Source organism: Streptomyces sp. NPDC001204, assembly GCF_053598035.1.
In genome coordinates this window covers 19,730-36,078 of record NZ_JBSFJL010000023.1, presented here as the reverse complement: position 1 = coordinate 36,078, position 16,349 = coordinate 19,730, and the positions used below count along the sequence as shown (strand labels likewise).

The 16,349-nt window shown below is 71.2% G+C and carries 19 protein-coding genes; 14 read left to right on the top strand and 5 right to left on the bottom strand.

Going from position 1 to position 16,349, the window contains the following annotated elements:
- Positions 1-32: 32 nt before the first annotated feature.
- The 5 genes from ACWC91_RS27610 to ACWC91_RS27590 all read right to left on the bottom strand — a co-directional run bounded on the left by ACWC91_RS27610 (position 33) and on the right by ACWC91_RS27590 (position 5,182).
- Positions 33-1,505 (bottom strand): SCO6880 family protein, encoded by a 1,473-nt coding sequence (locus ACWC91_RS27610; protein ID WP_390873365.1) that lies wholly within the window; start codon positions 1,503-1,505, stop codon positions 33-35.
- Between the two features lie 81 nt (positions 1,506-1,586).
- The gene (locus ACWC91_RS27605; RefSeq protein ID WP_390873366.1) at positions 1,587-2,975 is read right to left on the bottom strand and encodes an SCO6881 family protein; all 1,389 of its coding nucleotides are present in this window, start codon (positions 2,973-2,975) and stop codon (positions 1,587-1,589) included.
- A gap of 15 nt (positions 2,976-2,990) precedes the next feature.
- Positions 2,991-3,677 carry a hypothetical protein gene (locus ACWC91_RS27600; RefSeq protein ID WP_390873367.1) on the bottom strand — a complete coding sequence of 229 codons (687 nt, stop codon included), beginning with the start codon at positions 3,675-3,677 and terminating at the stop codon, positions 2,991-2,993.
- Positions 3,677-3,985, bottom strand: a complete 309-nt coding sequence (locus ACWC91_RS27595; protein WP_390873368.1) for a DUF6112 family protein — start codon at positions 3,983-3,985, stop codon at positions 3,677-3,679. The genes ACWC91_RS27600 and ACWC91_RS27595 overlap by 1 nt, the downstream gene beginning before the upstream one ends.
- Positions 3,986-4,066: 81 nt before the next feature.
- Positions 4,067-5,182: a C40 family peptidase gene (locus ACWC91_RS27590; protein ID WP_390873369.1), complete on the bottom strand. Its 1,116-nt coding sequence runs from the start codon at positions 5,180-5,182 to the stop codon at positions 4,067-4,069.
- Positions 5,183-5,691: 509 nt separating this feature from the next.
- Here ACWC91_RS27590 and ACWC91_RS27585 point away from each other — a divergent pair.
- From ACWC91_RS27585 to ACWC91_RS27520, 14 genes are all read left to right on the top strand, one after another.
- Positions 5,692-6,447, top strand: a complete 756-nt coding sequence (locus tag ACWC91_RS27585) for a DNA-methyltransferase (protein ID WP_390873370.1) — start codon at positions 5,692-5,694, stop codon at positions 6,445-6,447.
- 183 nt (positions 6,448-6,630) lie between these two features.
- Positions 6,631-7,179 (top strand): DUF4913 domain-containing protein, encoded by a 549-nt coding sequence (locus ACWC91_RS27580; protein WP_390873398.1) that lies wholly within the window; start codon positions 6,631-6,633, stop codon positions 7,177-7,179.
- Positions 7,176-7,658 (top strand): hypothetical protein, encoded by a 483-nt coding sequence (locus ACWC91_RS27575; protein WP_390873371.1) that lies wholly within the window; start codon positions 7,176-7,178, stop codon positions 7,656-7,658. The genes ACWC91_RS27580 and ACWC91_RS27575 overlap by 4 nt, the downstream gene beginning before the upstream one ends.
- 65 nt (positions 7,659-7,723) lie before the next feature.
- A complete protein-coding gene (locus tag ACWC91_RS27570; RefSeq protein WP_390873372.1) occupies positions 7,724-8,443 on the top strand; it encodes a hypothetical protein in 720 nt (239 codons plus the stop codon).
- A gap of 150 nt (positions 8,444-8,593) precedes the next feature.
- On the top strand, positions 8,594-8,941 hold the full coding sequence (locus ACWC91_RS27565; RefSeq protein WP_390873373.1) for an SH3 domain-containing protein: 348 nt from the start codon (positions 8,594-8,596) through the stop codon (positions 8,939-8,941).
- 58 nt (positions 8,942-8,999) lie between these two features.
- Positions 9,000-9,458 carry a hypothetical protein gene (locus ACWC91_RS27560; protein ID WP_390873374.1) on the top strand — a complete coding sequence of 153 codons (459 nt, stop codon included), beginning with the start codon at positions 9,000-9,002 and terminating at the stop codon, positions 9,456-9,458.
- Positions 9,455-9,904, top strand: coding sequence for a hypothetical protein (locus ACWC91_RS27555; protein ID WP_390873375.1), 450 nt, complete (start codon positions 9,455-9,457; stop codon positions 9,902-9,904). Before ACWC91_RS27560 ends, ACWC91_RS27555 begins: the two co-directional genes overlap by 4 nt.
- 7 nt (positions 9,905-9,911) lie before the next feature.
- Positions 9,912-10,325, top strand: coding sequence for a hypothetical protein (locus tag ACWC91_RS27550; protein ID WP_390873376.1), 414 nt, complete (start codon positions 9,912-9,914; stop codon positions 10,323-10,325).
- Between the two features lie 41 nt (positions 10,326-10,366).
- The gene (locus ACWC91_RS27545) at positions 10,367-11,227 is read left to right on the top strand and encodes a winged helix-turn-helix transcriptional regulator (protein ID WP_390873377.1); all 861 of its coding nucleotides are present in this window, start codon (positions 10,367-10,369) and stop codon (positions 11,225-11,227) included.
- On the top strand, positions 11,224-11,700 hold the full coding sequence (locus tag ACWC91_RS27540) for a hypothetical protein (protein WP_390873378.1): 477 nt from the start codon (positions 11,224-11,226) through the stop codon (positions 11,698-11,700). The genes ACWC91_RS27545 and ACWC91_RS27540 overlap by 4 nt, the downstream gene beginning before the upstream one ends.
- The gene (locus ACWC91_RS27535; protein WP_390873379.1) at positions 11,697-12,905 is read left to right on the top strand and encodes an MFS transporter; all 1,209 of its coding nucleotides are present in this window, start codon (positions 11,697-11,699) and stop codon (positions 12,903-12,905) included. Before ACWC91_RS27540 ends, ACWC91_RS27535 begins: the two co-directional genes overlap by 4 nt.
- Positions 12,906-13,323: 418 nt before the next feature.
- Positions 13,324-14,550 (top strand): ATP-grasp domain-containing protein, encoded by a 1,227-nt coding sequence (locus ACWC91_RS27530; RefSeq protein ID WP_390873399.1) that lies wholly within the window; start codon positions 13,324-13,326, stop codon positions 14,548-14,550.
- Positions 14,547-15,698, top strand: a complete 1,152-nt coding sequence (locus tag ACWC91_RS27525; RefSeq protein ID WP_390873380.1) for an MFS transporter — start codon at positions 14,547-14,549, stop codon at positions 15,696-15,698. The genes ACWC91_RS27530 and ACWC91_RS27525 overlap by 4 nt, the downstream gene beginning before the upstream one ends.
- Positions 15,695-16,327: an HAD family hydrolase gene (locus ACWC91_RS27520; protein ID WP_390873381.1), complete on the top strand. Its 633-nt coding sequence runs from the start codon at positions 15,695-15,697 to the stop codon at positions 16,325-16,327. Before ACWC91_RS27525 ends, ACWC91_RS27520 begins: the two co-directional genes overlap by 4 nt.
- Positions 16,328-16,349 lie beyond the last annotated feature (22 nt).

Sequence of the window (16,349 nt, the reverse complement as noted above, 5' to 3'; positions counted from 1 at the left end):
TGGGCGGATGGTCCGGCGGGGGACGGTGTCGTTCACAGGGCGGTGCGGGCGAGGGGGAGTGCGCCGAGGGTGAAGGCTTCGGGCTGCTGGTAGTTGAGGCGGCGCAGGTCGACGCAGGCGGTGACGGCGGCGGTTTCGATCTGTGCGCAGGCCGCGTCGAGCAGGGCGTCGGTCTCGGCGGTAACGGTGACCAGGCCGGTCAGGGCTACGTCGGCGTGCCCGGCGATGAGCTGCCGTTCGCGGGTCTTGACGTCGGCGTATTCGACGGAGTCTTCCTCGCTGTCGACCTGGCCGCGGCGGGCGCGTTCGCTGGCGTCGGCGATGATCGCGGCCTTGCGGCGCTGGACATCGCGGAGCGCGGACTCGAGCGCCTGCGGGGCGTAGATGAGGGAGAGACTGCGGCGGACGCCTGCGGTGAACATGAGCCCGTGCAGGAAACCGGCATGCGACTCTGTGCGGGGCCAGTTCTCCACCCAGTACGTGGCGTGGCGCGCGGTATCGGTGGCGAGCCGGTCGTATTCCTCGACCTGGACGACGGGGCCGGCGGCGGCCGGATCGGCCTCCGCCCGACCGGTGTAGGACCACTGCTGCAGGGCGGCGAGGGCCTTGGGGTCGTAGGCGGTGCGGATGACGGCGGCGATCTCCCGGGCGGACAGCCAACCGGTGACCATGAGGCCGGCGTCGCGGGCGGCCAGGGCGATGGAGGAGGTGGTCTGCTCCATGACCGTGAATGCGCCGGGCATCCCTCCTCCGGCCTGGCTGGTGAGCCGCTTGGCGGCCTTCAGGTCGAGAGAGATGGCGAGGTAGGTCTCGTGCGGGGCGGCTGCCGGTCCAGCGGAGGCGACCAGCTCGGAGTAGATCTGCCCGGCGACCGGGGCCTCGGGCCGGCCGTGCTGCGCCCAGTGCCGGGAGAGGGTGTCGCCGGAGTCGGGGACGGTGCGTTCCAGGACCTGCACGGTGGCGACGTGTCCGGTGCGGGCGATGCCGGCCAGCGCGCGGCCCCAGCCGTTCACATTCACGTTCTGCATGGCCGGGTCGAGCAGGGCGAACGCACGGGACGTGACGCGGGCGACGGCGGTGAGGGTCTGCCGATGCGGGTCGTGGACGGCCGCGGCGCCGTTGGCCGAATCGCCGGGGGTGACGACCTTCAGGGACGCGGCGGTGCCGGGCAGGTGCAGGATGCCGTCCCGCCGCGGCCGGCTGACCGGCCGGGCGAGCCAGAGCGTGTGCCCGGCGCGGCGGCGGATCGCGTAGCGGGTGACGATCGGCGCCCAGTCGATCAGCGACCGGCCGTGGCGGCGGATCGTGACCAGCGCGGCGACGGCCGCCCACAGCGGGGCCAGCGCCACGGCGCCGAGCAGGCCGGTGGAGACCACTGTCACCAGCAGCAGCGCCAGTGCGCAGGAGACGAGGACGAGTTGGGGGAGGGAGAGGCCGAGGAGGATGCCGCGGCGGGAGCGGTGCGGGAACTTCACCGTGACCGGGGCGACGGAGAGATCAGACAAGGGGCTGGTCCAAGGGACGCTGGCGGGGCCCGGGTGCGGGGAGCGAGGTGCCCGTCCCGCCCCCGGGCATGGCCAGGGCGATCAGAGGCTGGTCGTGGGAGGCGGAGGGAATGCCGCGCCGCTGCCGGCACCGGCCGCCTGCGAGCCGGAGGACGGTGGGGCGTCCTGCGGCGGAGGCGTGGTGGACGGCGGCGTGGAACTCCACCCACCGACCCGACCGGACGCAGCACCGGATCGTGAGCCGCCACCGGCGGGACCGCCGCCGACCCGGCCGCTCGCATCGTCGGTGACGCTGGTCGGCGCGGGCTGCACGGCCTTCTCCAATCCGGACTTGACGGCGCCTCCGCCAGGCGAGACGCCCGAGCCGCCGGACTGCGCGCTCTCCTGGCTGCTGCCTCCGCCGCTCGGGCCAGGCGCGATGTCGCCGGGAAACCCGCCGCTTCCGGGGATGGTGTCCGGCCCCTGCGGAGCGGCCCCGGCGCCCGCGCCGGCTGCCGCACCGCCGGTTCCGGCGGTGGCCGCCATCGCGGCCGCCTTTCTCCCGGTGCGCTCGGCATGCTGCTTGGCGAGCTGCGCACCGGCGCCGCCGGCGCGGTGCAACGTTTCCCCGTCGGACCCTTCGGCCGCCCAGTGCACGAACTTGAAGGTCGCGTAGGGGCAGAGCAGCACCAGGATCATGATCACGATGCCCGCGAGGACATCGGCCAGCGCGGCCAGGCCGTCCTCGGCCTCGGTCCTGCCCATGGCTGCGACGCCGAGGACGAAGATGATCGTCATCAGCAGCTTGGAGACGACGAGGGTGGCGGTGGCCTCGATCCAGCCCTTGCGCCACCGGCGTGCGACTTCCCAGCCGCCGCCGGCCCCGGCGAATGCGGCCAGCGTGACCATGACCAGGATGCCGACCTTGCGGACCATCATCACGCACCAGTAGAGGAGCGCTCCGATGGCGGCTCCGAGCGCGGCGAACACCATCACGAGCCAGCCCAGGCTGCTGACGGCGCCGAGCTGCCCGACCTTGACGATGCGGCGGACGGCGGACTCGATGTCCAGGTTCGCTGCTTTGAGCAGGCCGGCGGACAGGGCGTCGACCACTTCGACCGCGACGGTGGTCAGGGCGATGGCGGCGAACGCGAAGAGCACGCCGGAGGCCGTGCCGGTGAATGCCTGCATCAGGGCCTGGCCGTCGCGTCTGATCGCGGCGCGGACGAGTTGAGCACAGAACGTGGCCACCAGAACGACCAGGGCGATCGGGAGGATCGTCTCGTAGTTGTCGCGGAACCAGCCCGCGTTGAGGTCGACGCGAGTGGTGGAGTCGACCGCCCTGGCCGCGAGGTCGGCCGAGGCGGCGGCGAGTTCGCCGGCGCTCCGAGCCATCCAGTCACCGATCGCCTTACCCGGGTCGGAGGCGAAATCCACGGCTTCGCCGACCGCGCAGACCGTGCCTGCGAGGGGGAGATCGCAGAACCCCATGGGGACTCCTTTCGGTCAGGGCGCGACGTTCGGGGCGATGGCGACGAGCGAGCAGTCGGCCGAGGGCCGGCACTGCACGGCGAGGGTGATGGAGCGGTCCTCCGCCCCGCCGCCGCCCTTGGCCCAGGCGATGGTCTGCTTGCCGGTGACGGTCACGGCGTAGATGTACGCCTCGGTGATCGCGGAAGGGGCCTCGGCCAGGGCCTGCTTGAAGGCGGCCGGATAGTGGGCCTCGGCGACGGTGGCGGTGGCGTGCTGCCTCTGGTCGGCCATGCGCGACCACAGGGTCGGGTCGGGCATCTGCGCGGAGATCGAGGACCAGTCGCTGTACTCGCTCTCCGTCGTCATCCACGCTTCCATGCCGGCAAGCTGCTGCTCGCGGCTGGTGTCGCGGGTGTCGTACGACCAGAGCATCTCGGCTGCGGCCTTGGCGAAGGCGACGGGATCGGAGATCTGCGGCGGCGCGGGCACCGACCCCGTCTCGGCTCCCGGTTCCTTGGAGGAGGGGGCCGACGATGCCGGGCCGGGCGGTGCCGACGGCGTCGGGCCGGCCGAAGAGTGATGCTGCCCGCTGCGGCCGGTGACGTAGGCGGTCACACCGGCCAGGGCGAGCAGCGACACCAAGACCACGGCGATCACGAAGATGCGGCGGTTTGCCGACCAGCCGATGCCGTAGTTCGACAGGGAGAATCGCTTCTTCATCAGTGGACCTGCGACCCCAGGGCCGAGAAGAAGGCGACGATGCCGTTCGCGGCGCCGAGGCCGAGGGCGGCACCCGCGGCCACGATTGCGCCCTTCTTGCCGTTCGCCTCGGCCTGGTGGCCACCGGTGTGGTGTCCCCAGGCCCACACCGCCAGGCTGACGGCGAGGGCACCGACCACGGCGATGATGCCGAACATGTTGATGCTGGAGACGACGTTCTTCAGGACAGAGAGCCCCGGCAGGCCACCGCCCTTGGGAGTGATCCCGGGGTCGAAGGCGAGATAGAGCCGGTCGGCGAGAGGTGTCATGGGTGCGGCAAGGCTCCTTGCGTACACGGGCCAGGGGGCCGAAGTAGGAAGCGGAAGGGGCGGGTCGGGCGGAGGTGGGCGTCACAGGACGCGGCGCACGGCGAGGACGTCCCAGTCCTTGAGCGGGGTGATGCGCACGGGCTTGCCTGTGCGCGGTGCTTCGATGACGAGCCCCTCGCCCAGATACATGCCGACGTGCTCGGGACGTACGGCGGTGCCGCGGCTGAAGATCAGGTCACCGGGCTTCATGGCCTTCACGGAGACGGCCTTGCTCTCGCTGACCTGCGTGTACGTGGTGCGGGTGAGCTGGATGCCGACCTTGGCGTACGCCTGCTGCATCAGCGAGCTGCAGTCGCAGCGGCCCATCGGGTCCGGTCCGTGCGGCGCGGTGCAGGTGCCACCCCACTGGTACATCGTGCCGAGCTGATGCATCGCCCAGACGATCGCCTTGCGGGCACGCGGGTCGGCGTCCTTGGGGATCTTGTAACCCTTCGGGACGGCGCCTTCCGGGATCTTCCCGAAGGGCGAGCCGTCCTGCGTGGTGCAGTCGGACAGCGAGGTGGCGGCGCCGGTCTCCTGGCCGGCATCGGCGCTGGCGCCGGGGAAGGTGGTGGCGATGGCCTTCTGCAGCGCGGTCGCCAGCGGCTCCCACTGGGCGTAGGCGTCCGGGTAGCCGGACTTCTGCACCGCCTGCGCGGCCTGAGTCACGGTCATCTGCTGCCAGCCGCTCAGCTGCAGGAGCGCCTTGTAGAACCTCTCGGACGCGTAGACGGGATCGCGGATCTGCTCGGCCGTGCCCCAGCCCTGGCTGGGCCGTTGCTGGAACAGGCCCAGGGAGTCGCGGTCTCCGTAGGCAAGGTTGCGCAGCCGGGATTCCTGCAGGGCGGTGGCGAGAGCGACGACTTGCCCGCGCTTGGGCACGTGGAGACTGATCCCGGTGGCGACGATGGTCTGTGCGTTCGGGACCTGCTCACCGGGCAGGTCCAGGCCCTCGACGTCGACGTCGGAGGCGTCCGCACCGTCGAGGATCTTGGTGACCTGTTCGGTGACCCTGTCGGTGTCCAGGTCGGGCAGGCACTGGAAGAACGCGCTGCTCTGTGCGGCGGCTTCGCTGGACGTGGCCATCATCATGGCCGCGCCGCCGAGGAGGAAGGGGGAGAGGACGACGACGCCGATGCCGGCGGCGAACGCCTTCAACCTGCCCGGCCCCCTCGCACCATGGAGGATGCGGGCAGGGGCGGGTAACGAGACGTCACGAAGGTCTCCTTCGGAGAGGGTGTCCGGCGTGCCGCGTACGCGTGGAGGCGAGTGGAAGGGCGCGGCGGCCGGGGTGGGCGATCGAGAGGCGCCGGCCTGCGGACGAGTTGCCGCTCAGTCCGCGGGCCGGGGTAGCGAGGTATGCCGGGGCAGGGGGTACCTCCGCGGAGTGTGGTGGGAAGGTGCCAGCGGCGGTGCGCGCCGGGCGGTTCGAAAACAGTAGGCCCAGATCGGCGGTTGACCAAAAAGTCGCCGTGAAGGGTTGGAATCCGTTCCCCTGCAGGGCACTTCTTGGTGAGCGGCCAATTCGCCCCTACAGTTTTGGGACTCCCCTCGCCCTCCGGTTCGCGGTTTCCCGGGCTCCTGCATACCCGATTTCCAACCCGCCCGGATTCCCTTGCGCGAGGGGTGTCCCCTCGAATCCCTCATACCCGAATCGGGGTATCTCTTTGCCTTTTTCTCTCCATCAGGGCGACGCCCTGCGCGTGCTGTCCACGCTGCCGGACGACTGCGTCGACTCCGTGATCACCGACCCGCCGTACAACTCCGGCGGCAGGACCGCCAAGGAGCGCACGTCCCGCTCGGCCAAGCAGAAGTACACCTCCGCCGACGCCAAGCACACCCTGCCGGACTTCACCGGCGAGAACATGGACCAGCGCAGCTACGGCTTCTGGCTGACCCAGATCATGACCGAAGCCCACCGGCTGACGAAGACCGGCGGGACCGCCCTGCTGTTCACCGACTGGCGCCAGCTGCCCATCACCACGGACGCGATCCAGGCCGCCGGATGGCTGTGGCGCGGGGTACTGGTCTGGCACAAGCCGCAGGCCAGGCCGCAAAAGGGCCGCTTCACCCAGAACTGCGAGTTCATCGTCTGGGCATCGAAGGGCCCGATCGACGGCTCCCGCAACCCGGTCTACCTGCCCGGCCTGTACTCCGCCTCCCAGCCGTCGGGCTCGAAGCGGCAGCACATCACGCAGAAGCCGGTCGAGGTGATGCGCGAGCTGGTCAAGATCAGCCCCGAAGGCGGCACGGTGCTCGACTTCTGCGCCGGCTCCGGCTCCACCGGTGTCGCTGCCCTGCTGGAAGGGCGCGACTTCATCGGCGTGGAGAAGACCGAGCACTACGCCAGCATCGCGGCCGACCGGCTGTCCGAGACCGTCCGCCAGACCCTGACCCAGGACGACGTCGTCCTGACCGTCTGACACCACCGCAGCTCACCAGCCGGTGCCGGCTCATTGGTGCCGCATTCCCCCGACAGCCACGGCGTAAGGAGGCCCTGCCCCGTCATGTCTGAACCCGTAAACCCGCCCGATGAGGGCGAGCTGGAGCCGGTTCGCATCCCCGATCCTCACCTTGAAGGGATCGAGGCCAGCGTCCGGAAACTGATGGAGCAGTCCGCCCAGCAGGCCCAGCAGCTCGACCACCTCGCCTCCGCCCCCGCACCGCACACGGGTGCGTCGCCCTTTGCCGCCTTCGGCATGCCGGGACTCGGCGGACCACCGCCGGCGGCGCCGCCGGAGCCTCGGCCGATCCTGGAGCTGGAGGGCGAGGAGTACGAGGACGAACTGGATGCCCTGTCGGACTGGGTGGACGACTTCCTGCTGCCCGTCTACGGGGCCGAGGTCACCACGGCCGCCCCGTGGTGCCTGCAGTGGCAGGAGCACAGCGACGTCGTGGCCTGGCTGCACGCCCTGTGGCTGGCCTACCAGCAGCACAAGGACCCCGAGGCCGGTCTCAGCGGTCTGCTCGTGTGGCACCGCGACTTCCTCACCCACACCATGGTCGCCGTCAGAGGACCGGGAGGTCCGCTGTCGGCGTGCATGACCTCACCGGACCGGCCCGCGCACCGCCTCCTGCCCGCCCCGCCGCCCTCGGCCCGCACGGAGAAGGAAAACGCGTCGGAGGCCGGCATGTCGGGCGAGCCGGCGTCATGAGCGCCGGGCAGCAGTCGGCCTTCGGGCTCAGCTTCGACCCGCGCGCCCTGACCGACCTCGTCCAGGCCCCCAGCGACATCCGCGACCTCACCCTCGCCCACCTGCAAGAAGTCGTGAACGCCGAATGCTTCGGAACCAGACTCACCGGCGACCTGGAGGGCTACCGGAAGCTGTTCGTGGACTCCCGCAAGGAGTGGCGCGTCGTCTACGGCATCCGCCCGGCGCCCGAGACGTCCGCACACCGACGGGAGATCCACGTTGTCGCGGTACGGCCTCGGGCTGGCAACGACGTATACGACACCGTCGGCAAGCGCTTGGAGATGAGCCGCAGGCCGCTCAGCGCCCGGACCCATGCAGCCCGCTCCCGTTCCCCGCAGCTCACCACCCGCGGGCCCATTCCAAAGCCCGGACCGCTGCCCTCCGCGATGCCCGGCCCTCCCCGCCTGGCTCAGGCGCCCACGTACCGTCAGGCCCGCTGACCTGAAGAGGTACCCCACGCAGCCGCCACTGACACCAGCCCCAGCCCCGCCCACCGAAAGGGCCTATGCATCCACCCGAACTCGACCTTCGTCTGGACGGCTTTGAAGCCGCCGACGAGCAGACCCAGGAAGCGTTCTGGCACGCGATCCAGATCGAGCAGAGCGAACTCACCCCGTTGGCCGAGCATCACGCCCCCGAAGGCGCGAGCTACCACGTCCTCCACAATGGTGCCGTCACCTGGGGCACCCCCGGGGAGCCACAGCTCGTCGCCCTGCACCTGCAGCGCGACCTTGAGACGAAGACGTTCCGCTTCGCTCACGCGACACTGCCTCTGCCGGCAATGGCACAATCCTGGCTCATCCACCGCGGCTGCCCGCCCCAGGAGATCAGCCTGGCGCCCGGCATGGGAACCGCCCCAGCGGACGAGACGACCCGTGCGCTGGAACAGCGGCTCAGGAACGATGGCGATCACTTCGCTCTTCTGCACAGCTACACCGACGACGACCCCGACAACGCCGTGACCGTCGTGGTCCTGCGCTCCCTCGACGAGGGCAGCCCTTCTCCATTTCGCGTGCTCCACGAGGACGTGGACACCGACTCCTGGACCCACACCCTGCGCGAGGGCGGCTTTGCCACCTACGCAGAAGCCCTGCAGTGGTGCGAAGACGCCCTCAGCGGCGAGGCTCCTCCTCTGCCGCCAGTCCAGCCCACGGCCCGGTCCGTCCCACGGTCGGACTATTCCCTTCCGGCCCCCGCCCAACGCCCCACGGGCCGCAGCCGCTGAAGTCAAGCCCGTGAAGCGGCCGGAAATATAGACGACGATCGCCGGTTAGCCAAACCGGCGAATCCGTGGACTCTAGTAGCGGCCGACAGGGCGAATGCCCGGTCCACTTGCCTCTGCATTCCCCTTTTTCCGTATGGAGGTTACTTCCGCATGCGCTCAACCCGAATAGCGCTGTCCGCCGCCGTTATTGGCGCGCTCGCCCTCCCGCTCGTGTCCGCGACGGCGGCCACAGCAGCTCCGGCTTCCGCGCCGAGCACGATGTCGGCCACCCGGGCATGCGACCGGCCCGGCCCCTGGGTCGTGGGCACGCAGGCCGTCGTCATCCGCTCCAAGGCGTCGGCCAAGTCAACCCGACTCGGCATCCTCTACCGCGGCCACCGCTTCACCGTCCACAAGACCAGCGGGAACTGGCACTACATCACGGACACGACCACCGGCGTGAAGGGCTGGGTCTCCGGCACCTACGTCTACCGCGACGTCCGCATGTGCCTGGACTGACCCAGCGTTCGAACTCTGCCTGCCTGTATCCCGTGTGCCTCCCAGGAAGGAAAGCCCTGTGTCCGACGAAGCAGACGATGTCGTGGGCGTGCTCACCGAGCAGATCGAGCAACGTTTCGGCATGAGCATCGGCGTGCTGAAGACCGCCGTCGCAGCCGCCCCGGACGCTAATCTCCAGGCCACCGACGTCGTGCGCTGGCACGGTCTGCTCACCGAATCCCAGACCGCTTTGGAGCGCGCGGAGGACGACCTGCTACGGGCCCTGGAAACGCAGCCCAGCGAGGTCGACGACCCCACGATGGACCTCGCCCACCGCGTCAACACGGCCGTTACCGCCCGCGACGGGCGGGCCATGGTCGTACGGTGGCTGCTCGCCCACGCACCAGGCAAACGGAGCCCCGAAGCCGACCGACTGGCCCGCCTCAACCGCGGCCAGCGTCCGGGCCCGGCCGTGCCCACCAGCGCACCGGCCCGGTCCGCGACGGCGCCGACCACCGGCCGGGGAGCCCTGCGATGAGCGTCCGCGACAAGCCCTGCACCCAGGACGCCCGGCTTCACGAGGTCTTCGGCACTCCGGTCACCGACCTGTACGAGCAGGCAGCCGACCCGGACGCCTCCGCGGCCATCACCCGAGCCCTGGAACTGCGCAGCTTCCTCGCCCTGGCCGAGGAGCAGGTCGCCCGGATCCGTGACCGCGTGCACGAGGCAATGGCGCCCGACCGCGACATGGACGAACTGTCTGCGGACGACCTGCGGATGGACACGCAGTGGCTGGAAGCAGCGCTGGCAGCCCGCGACGGCTACCGCGCCGCGCTGGACGACCTGCTGCGCACCATGCCCCCGCTCCACCAGCAAGCCCGCCCCGCCCGATTCGCCCAGCAGACGGTCACCACCACCCTGCCCCCGGCCTCCGCCGCCCCAGCACTCGCGCGTGCCGGGGCGGCCCGCAGCCGAAGACGATGAGCGCCGATTGACCCACCCCACCGCCGCTGAGATCGCCGCGCGGATCGAGGACCTGTACGGCGCCGAACTGCCCAGCCTCGAAGCACACGCCCAGGACCAGGCTCCCGGCATGCTGGCCGCGCTCCTCGGCAGCCACCACACCCTGGCGTTCGCCGAGCAGAGCATCACCGTGCACCGAGAGCGGCTGCAGCACCTGACCCACCCTGAGCGGCAGATCGGTGCCCACGAGGTCTCCCACATCCTCGACTGCGCCCGCCGCCTCGCCGAAGCCGTCGCCGTCCGAGACACACAAGCCTCAACCACCGACGCGGTCCTGCGCAGCCTCGGCCGCACTCCGGCACCGGAGCCGCCCACCACCTCGGCGGCAGCACCCGTTCCCCCTCCGCCCGTACCGGCCGCGAGCCCCGCCCCGAGCCGCTGACCCGACAGCGCCCGGCCTTCTGCACACAGGAGTTCACCCCCTTGGCCACCACCGGTCTGCCGCCCGCCGACGACGCCGACGTCGCCCGGGTCACCGAAGCTCTCCAGATGATCACCCCGCGCTGGAACGTGCGGATCCTGCTGACCCTGAACCAGCCGCCCCAGCGCTATACGGAGATCGCAGCCAAGCTGCCGTACCTCCAGAGCGGCCAGCTGCACCCCAAGATCCGCTCGCTGTGCGACGCCGGCCTGGCCGAGCGCGCCGAACACTCCGCGCGTCACGTCACCTACGGCCTCACCACCCGGGGCCGACAGCTCCTGCCGGTGCTCCCCGTGATGGCCGCCTGGGCCGAGGAACACCTGGAGAAGTCGGAGCAGCCGCTTTCCGTGATCGAGCAGGTCGAGGACAGCCTCACCCTCCTCACCCGCCGACAGGCCCCTGCGATCCTCTGGGTGCTCAAGTCACGGCAGGAGGTGAGTGCTCGGGCCCTGGCCCGCATCGTCATCCCCGACGGCTACTGGACCAACATCTACCCGCCGCTGCGGCAACTCATCGATGACGGCCTTGTGAAGACCACGGGCAACGGACAGCCCTACCGCCTCTCGCGGGCCGGTGACGCGCTCGGCCCCGTTTTCGGAGCCCTGTCCATGTGGTCCGCCGGACGACCACTCGACCACGCCGCCCGGCATCCGCTCTGGGGGCAACCTGTCCCCGAACCTATGGCTCTTGCTCGCGCCTGGACAAGCCACCAGTCGCGGCTCCCGGCCCTCGCCGTCCCCTGGGCCCCTGCTGTACCGCCGCAGCCCGCACGCCGCCCCGGCTGGCAGCCCAGCGAGCTGTTCTCCCACGCCATCCCCGCCCAAGTGAAGACCGCCCTCCTGGTTGGGGGAGCCCGCCGATGATCCCTGCCTTCTCCCATCAGCAGCTCCGCGACACGTGCACGGCGCTGTCCTCCGCCGGCCTGATCCGCCTGGTCAGCGAGATCGACGACCACGGAGCGATACCGATGCGCGCAATGACACGCACCCTCGCGGACCTCTCCACCCACCAGATCCGCCAGGCCATCGAACAGGCAGAAGCCCTCGGCCTCCTCACCCATACTCCCGGCAGCGTGGGCCTCTCGGCAGCCGGCCGAGACCTCGCCGACGTGTACGACGCGACCGCGCGGTGGGCCCGGCGGCACAACTATCCCGCTTCGCTGTGCGACTTCGCCGGACGGATCCAGCACACCTTCGCCCTCCTGGTCACGCCGGCAGCCGACACGCAGAATTCCGACAGCGAGCACGATGCCGAACTCGACCGTGTTCACCGGCTGTTGGCCGAGTGGATCCACACCCACCAGCGAACCCGCGGCACCCACGGCGTCGCCGCGTGACATCTACCCCTGGCCTCCTGCGCGGGATCTACCTGCCGCGCAGCGCCGACGGCGCCGCCTTCGCGATGGCCACCTACGGCATCCCCCTCCTCGTCCTCGCCGCTACCGGGTCGGCCGCACTGACCGGCCTCGCCTTCGCACTGGAATGGATTCCGCGCATTGCGGCCTTCACCGTGGCCGGCACCGTCGTCGACCGCCACGGCACGGCCCGCGTCTTCCAGGTAGCCTGCCTCGCGCGGGCCCTGGCCGTGCTCGCCGCCGCCGGCGTCCTGACCGCGCTCGACGCCGGGTCGCTGGCGGTGACCGCCACGGTCATGCTGCTGGCCGCGTCCACCGGCATCCTCACCGAGTTCAGCTACGTGGCCGCCGAGACCGCCGGCGGCGCCGCGAGCCGGAGCGCGGGCGCTCAGGCCCACCGGGTGCAGTCCATGCTGCTGGGCATCGACCAGACCGCCATGCTCGCCGGACCGCTGGTCGCTGGCCTGCTGCTGGAGCACGGCGGGCCGACCGCCATGCTCGACACGCTCGCGGCCTTCTCCCTGCTCGCCGCCGCCCTTGGATCCGGGGAACGGAACACGCCGACGAGCGCGGCATTGACCAAGGGAGGATTGAGGGCGGGGTGGGCGACATTGCGCTCTCTGCCCGCCTTGGCCTGGCTGGTCGGCGGCCTCGTGGTCTCCAACACGGCCATCGCCGTCCTGCAGGCGGCCATGCCGGTGATCGTGGTCACCGAACTGCGGCGCTCCAGTGCGGACGCCGGACTCATCTGGTCCGCCGCCGCCGTCGCCTCCCTGCTCGCCATCACCGCCGCCCGCCGGGCGATCGACCGCTGGGGCCTGTGGCCGGTCGGCACCGCAGCCGCCGTTCTCGCTGCCGGAGCCACCCTCGCCGTCTCCCAGGCCGATGCCTACCACAGCTACCTGCTGTTGATCGCCGTCCTGATGGCCGGCGAAGGCGGCCTCACCGTCGTCCTGCGCACCCTGCGCTCCCACCTGATCCCAGCCGACGTCTTCGGCAGCACCCTCAGCCTGACGATCCTGCTGCTCCTGCTGCCGTTCCCCGCCGCCGGACTGCTCGTCACCGCCCTCCCACCCTCCCAGCTCGGGCACGCCGTCACCGTCGCCGCGCTGCTCCAAGCCGCTGGTCTCGCAACCGCCTTCATCCGACTGCGCACCCTGCCCGCCCCGCTGACACCGGCGCCCTGACCCTCTGCACGACAAGGTCCCCGTCCCTCATGTCCACCATCAGCCAGGACGGAATGCTGACCTTCGCTTCCCCTCAGGGGCCGACCATCACCGAGCAGTTCCACGCCTTCGACTCCTAACACCCATGGGTCTACCGGTCCCTGGAACAGCTCGCCGCAGGCGCGAAGCACGTGGGGTGAAAGCCCTGTTCGAGGCCCTGCGCTAGCACCACCCGCACGGAGTCAAGGGCCTCAACAACAACTACACGGCCCCGTACGCACGCGAACTGCTCGCCGCCCACCCCGAGTGAGCCCCCGCCATCGAGGTCCGCCGGCGTAGCCCGTGAACGGCAGCACACACAAACCTTCCACCCTCAGAACCCTCAAGGAGCCTGTTCTTGTCCGACCGTCCCGTCGTCCTGCTCGTCGCTGCCGCCGACATGGAAGCCGAAGGCTACCGGGGCTACTGCCTCGAAAGCGTCGCTGCCGACTACGACGTCGTCCTCATCACCGGCGAGGAGCCGTCGTGGGAGGTCCCGTACATCCGGGACTGCATCGTTGTGCCCGACCCGACCGACCAGGCGGCACTGTCCGCCGCAGGCCGGTCCCTGGCCGAACGCCACGATGTCGCCGGGGTATTCACGTGGACCGAGTGGTACCTCGTCCCGGTCGCCCGCCTCGCACGCCAGCTCGGCCTGCCGACCACCGCCCCGGAGGTGATGCAGGCATGCCGCAACAAGGCGACCGCGAGGAGCCTGTTCGCCCGCCACGGTGTTCCGTCGGCCGCATCGGTGAGCGTCCGCACTCTCCATGAGGCGCAGGCCGCGGCCGCGCGGATCGGCTACCCGGTTGTCCTGAAGCCGGCCGCCCACGCCGCCAGCATCGGCGTGATCCGCGTCGACAACCCCGGCCAGCTTATCGCCGCCTACCCGTTCGCCGACCGGGCCGCCGGCCTGGGCCTGGAGAGCACCGCCGTGCTGGTCGAGGAGTACCTCGACGGACCCGAGGTCTCGGCCGAGTGCGTCACCTATCGCGGCGAGACCACCGTCGTCGCCGTCACCCGCAAGACCGTCAGCACCCCGCCGTACTTCGAGGAACTGGCGCACTCCGTCGATGCCGCAGACCCGCTCCTTGCCCAGGTCGCACCCGTCGCGCGGGCCGCGATCCGTGCCCTGGGGATCACCGACGGCGTCAGCCACGTCGAGATGCGCCTCGTCGGCGGACGGCCCCGGCTCGTCGAGGTCAACGGCCGACTGGCCGGGGACATGATCGGCCACCTGGCCCGCCTCGCCACCGGCATCGACCTGCCGCGCGCCGCAGCCGACATCGCCTGCGACCGCGCCCCCGACCTCACCCCGACCAGGTCCTCCGCCGCCGCGATCCGCCTGATCTACCCCGACACCTCGGGCATCCTCACCCGCCTCCGCCTCGACGGGCCCCGCCCGCAGTGGCTGGAGCGCGTCCACCTCCAGCACCATCCGGGCGACGAGCTGGTCCTGCCCGGCGACGGCGGCGACATGTTCACCGCGCGCATCGGTTACGTGATCACCACAGCGCCCACGGCAGTGCTAGCCCAGTCCCGCGCTGAACGGGCCGTTCGTGCCCTCGGCATCCAGATCTCTCCCCGCACCGCGGGCGGGACCTCCCGCAGCGGCCCGAACGCATGAACCGGGCCACCGACTCCGTCCGGCGCAGCCGCGGTCTGCTGACGGGCTACTTCTTCGGTCTTGGGATGATCATGGCCGTCTGGGGCGCCCGGATGCCGGCCGTCCAGCAGGCTGCCCACCTGAGCACCGCGCGACTGTCCCTGGTCCTGCTGGCCGTCGCGCTCGGCATGGTGGCGGGGCTGCAGGCCGGAGGACGGATCGCCCGCCCCGAGCGCCTGCCGACACTGCTCACCTGCGGCGCGACCAGCCTCGCCGGCTGCCTCGCCCTCCTTGGCCGCTGCGGCAACCTCCCCTCGCTGTTCGCGGCCGCTCTCGCCTTCGGGATCACCCATGGCGTGCTGGACGTCGCCGCCAACTCTGCGGCGGTGCGCTGCCAGAACGCCTACGGCAGGCCCATCATGTCGTCCCTGCACGCCGCCTACTCCCTCGGCGCCCTCGGCGGTGCCGCCTTGGCCGCGGTCACCGCTCACACCACGCACCGCACCCTCTTCCTGACGACCGGCCTGGTCCTGGCCGGCGCCGCGCTGGCCGCCGCCCCAGTAACCCGGACGCTGACAGGCACCGACCGGCCACCAGCCACCACGGAGCAGGACGAGAGCGGAGCGTTGCTGCCGTCCGCCAAGCTGTGGCTGCTGGGGGCGCTGGCTGCCGCCAGCCTGCTGGGCGAAGGAGCAGCCGCCGACTGGGCGGCCGTCCATCTGCACAGCCTGGACGCATCCGCCGCCGTGAGCGCCGCCGGTTTCGCCCTCTACAGCGCGGCCATGGCCACCGGGCGGCTGACCGGCGACCGGCTCACCGCCGCCTTCGGACCCGCTGCGGTGGTGCGGGCCGGAGCCGTCCTCGCGGCGGCCGGGCTCACTACCGGCGTCCTCGCCTCCACCACCTCCGTGGCCCTGGCCGGCTGGGCACTCTTCGGACTCGGCCTGTCCACCACGGTTCCTTGCCTGATCAGCGCCGCCGGCACCGGCGGCCCGGGCGCCGTCGCCACGGTCGCCGTCACCGGCTACCTGGGCCTACTCGCCGGGCCCGCCCTCATCGGCGCCATCGCCAGCATCACCACCCTGCCCACGGCACTGCTGCTGCCCGCCCTGCTCGCAGCCACCGTCGCCGCCCTCGCCCACCGAGCCCTGGAGAAACCCACCCCGTGAGACCGAACACCGCCGCCCTCGACGCCGTCGTCCTCGACTACAACGGCGTCATCGGCCTCCAGCCCACCCGCAGTCAGTGGCTCCGCCTCGCGCGCACCGCATCCTGGCCCGAGGACGACCTCACCGGCTTCCAGCGCGCCTTTTGGAGCGCACGCGAGCCCTACGACGCCGGTCAGCTCAGCGACCTGGCGTACTGGGCCAAGGTCCTCGGCGCCCACCCCGGCCCCCGCCTGCTGCGCGAACTGCGCGCCGCGGACGCCGACATGTGGACCGCCACCGACGACCGCGTCCTGGATGTCCTGCACCGCGCCCATCAGGCAGGGCTGCCGATGGTGCTCTTGTCCAACGCACCGCACCACCTGAGCGACGTCCTCGACACCACCGACTGGTGCCGCCACTTGATCACTCGCGCCCTCTACTCGGCCCGGCTGGAGATCTGCAAGCCCGCCCCGGACGCCTACCGGCACGCCCTGGCCGCAACTGGCGCCAGCGACCCGCAGCGTGTGCTGTTCATCGACGACCGCGCCGACAACTGCCATGCCGCCCGGAGCCTGGGGCTGCGCGCCCTGCACTACACCGGCCGGCCCGACGCCCTCGAAACAGCCCTCCTGCACACCACCACCGGCTGACCCATCCCCGTCCACCCTCAGG

Coding starts and splice junctions, on each gene's coding strand:
- ACWC91_RS27600 (WP_390873367.1), bottom strand. CDS start 3,677: ATGAAGAAGCGATTCTCCCTGTCGAACTACGGCATCGGCTGGTCGGCA.
- ACWC91_RS27595 (WP_390873368.1), bottom strand. CDS start 3,985: ATGACACCTCTCGCCGACCGGCTCTATCTCGCCTTCGACCCCGGGATC.
- ACWC91_RS27580 (WP_390873398.1), top strand. CDS start 6,631: ATGGAGCAGTCCGCCCAGCAGGCCCAGCAGCTCGACCACCTCGCCTCC.
- ACWC91_RS27525 (WP_390873380.1), top strand. CDS start 14,547: ATGAACCGGGCCACCGACTCCGTCCGGCGCAGCCGCGGTCTGCTGACG.
- ACWC91_RS27530 (WP_390873399.1), top strand. CDS start 13,324: ATGGAAGCCGAAGGCTACCGGGGCTACTGCCTCGAAAGCGTCGCTGCC.
- ACWC91_RS27565 (WP_390873373.1), top strand. CDS start 8,594: ATGCGCTCAACCCGAATAGCGCTGTCCGCCGCCGTTATTGGCGCGCTC.
- ACWC91_RS27540 (WP_390873378.1), top strand. CDS start 11,224: ATGATCCCTGCCTTCTCCCATCAGCAGCTCCGCGACACGTGCACGGCG.
- ACWC91_RS27605 (WP_390873366.1), bottom strand. CDS start 2,975: ATGGGGTTCTGCGATCTCCCCCTCGCAGGCACGGTCTGCGCGGTCGGC.
- ACWC91_RS27570 (WP_390873372.1), top strand. CDS start 7,724: ATGCATCCACCCGAACTCGACCTTCGTCTGGACGGCTTTGAAGCCGCC.
- ACWC91_RS27575 (WP_390873371.1), top strand. CDS start 7,176: ATGAGCGCCGGGCAGCAGTCGGCCTTCGGGCTCAGCTTCGACCCGCGC.
- ACWC91_RS27555 (WP_390873375.1), top strand. CDS start 9,455: ATGAGCGTCCGCGACAAGCCCTGCACCCAGGACGCCCGGCTTCACGAG.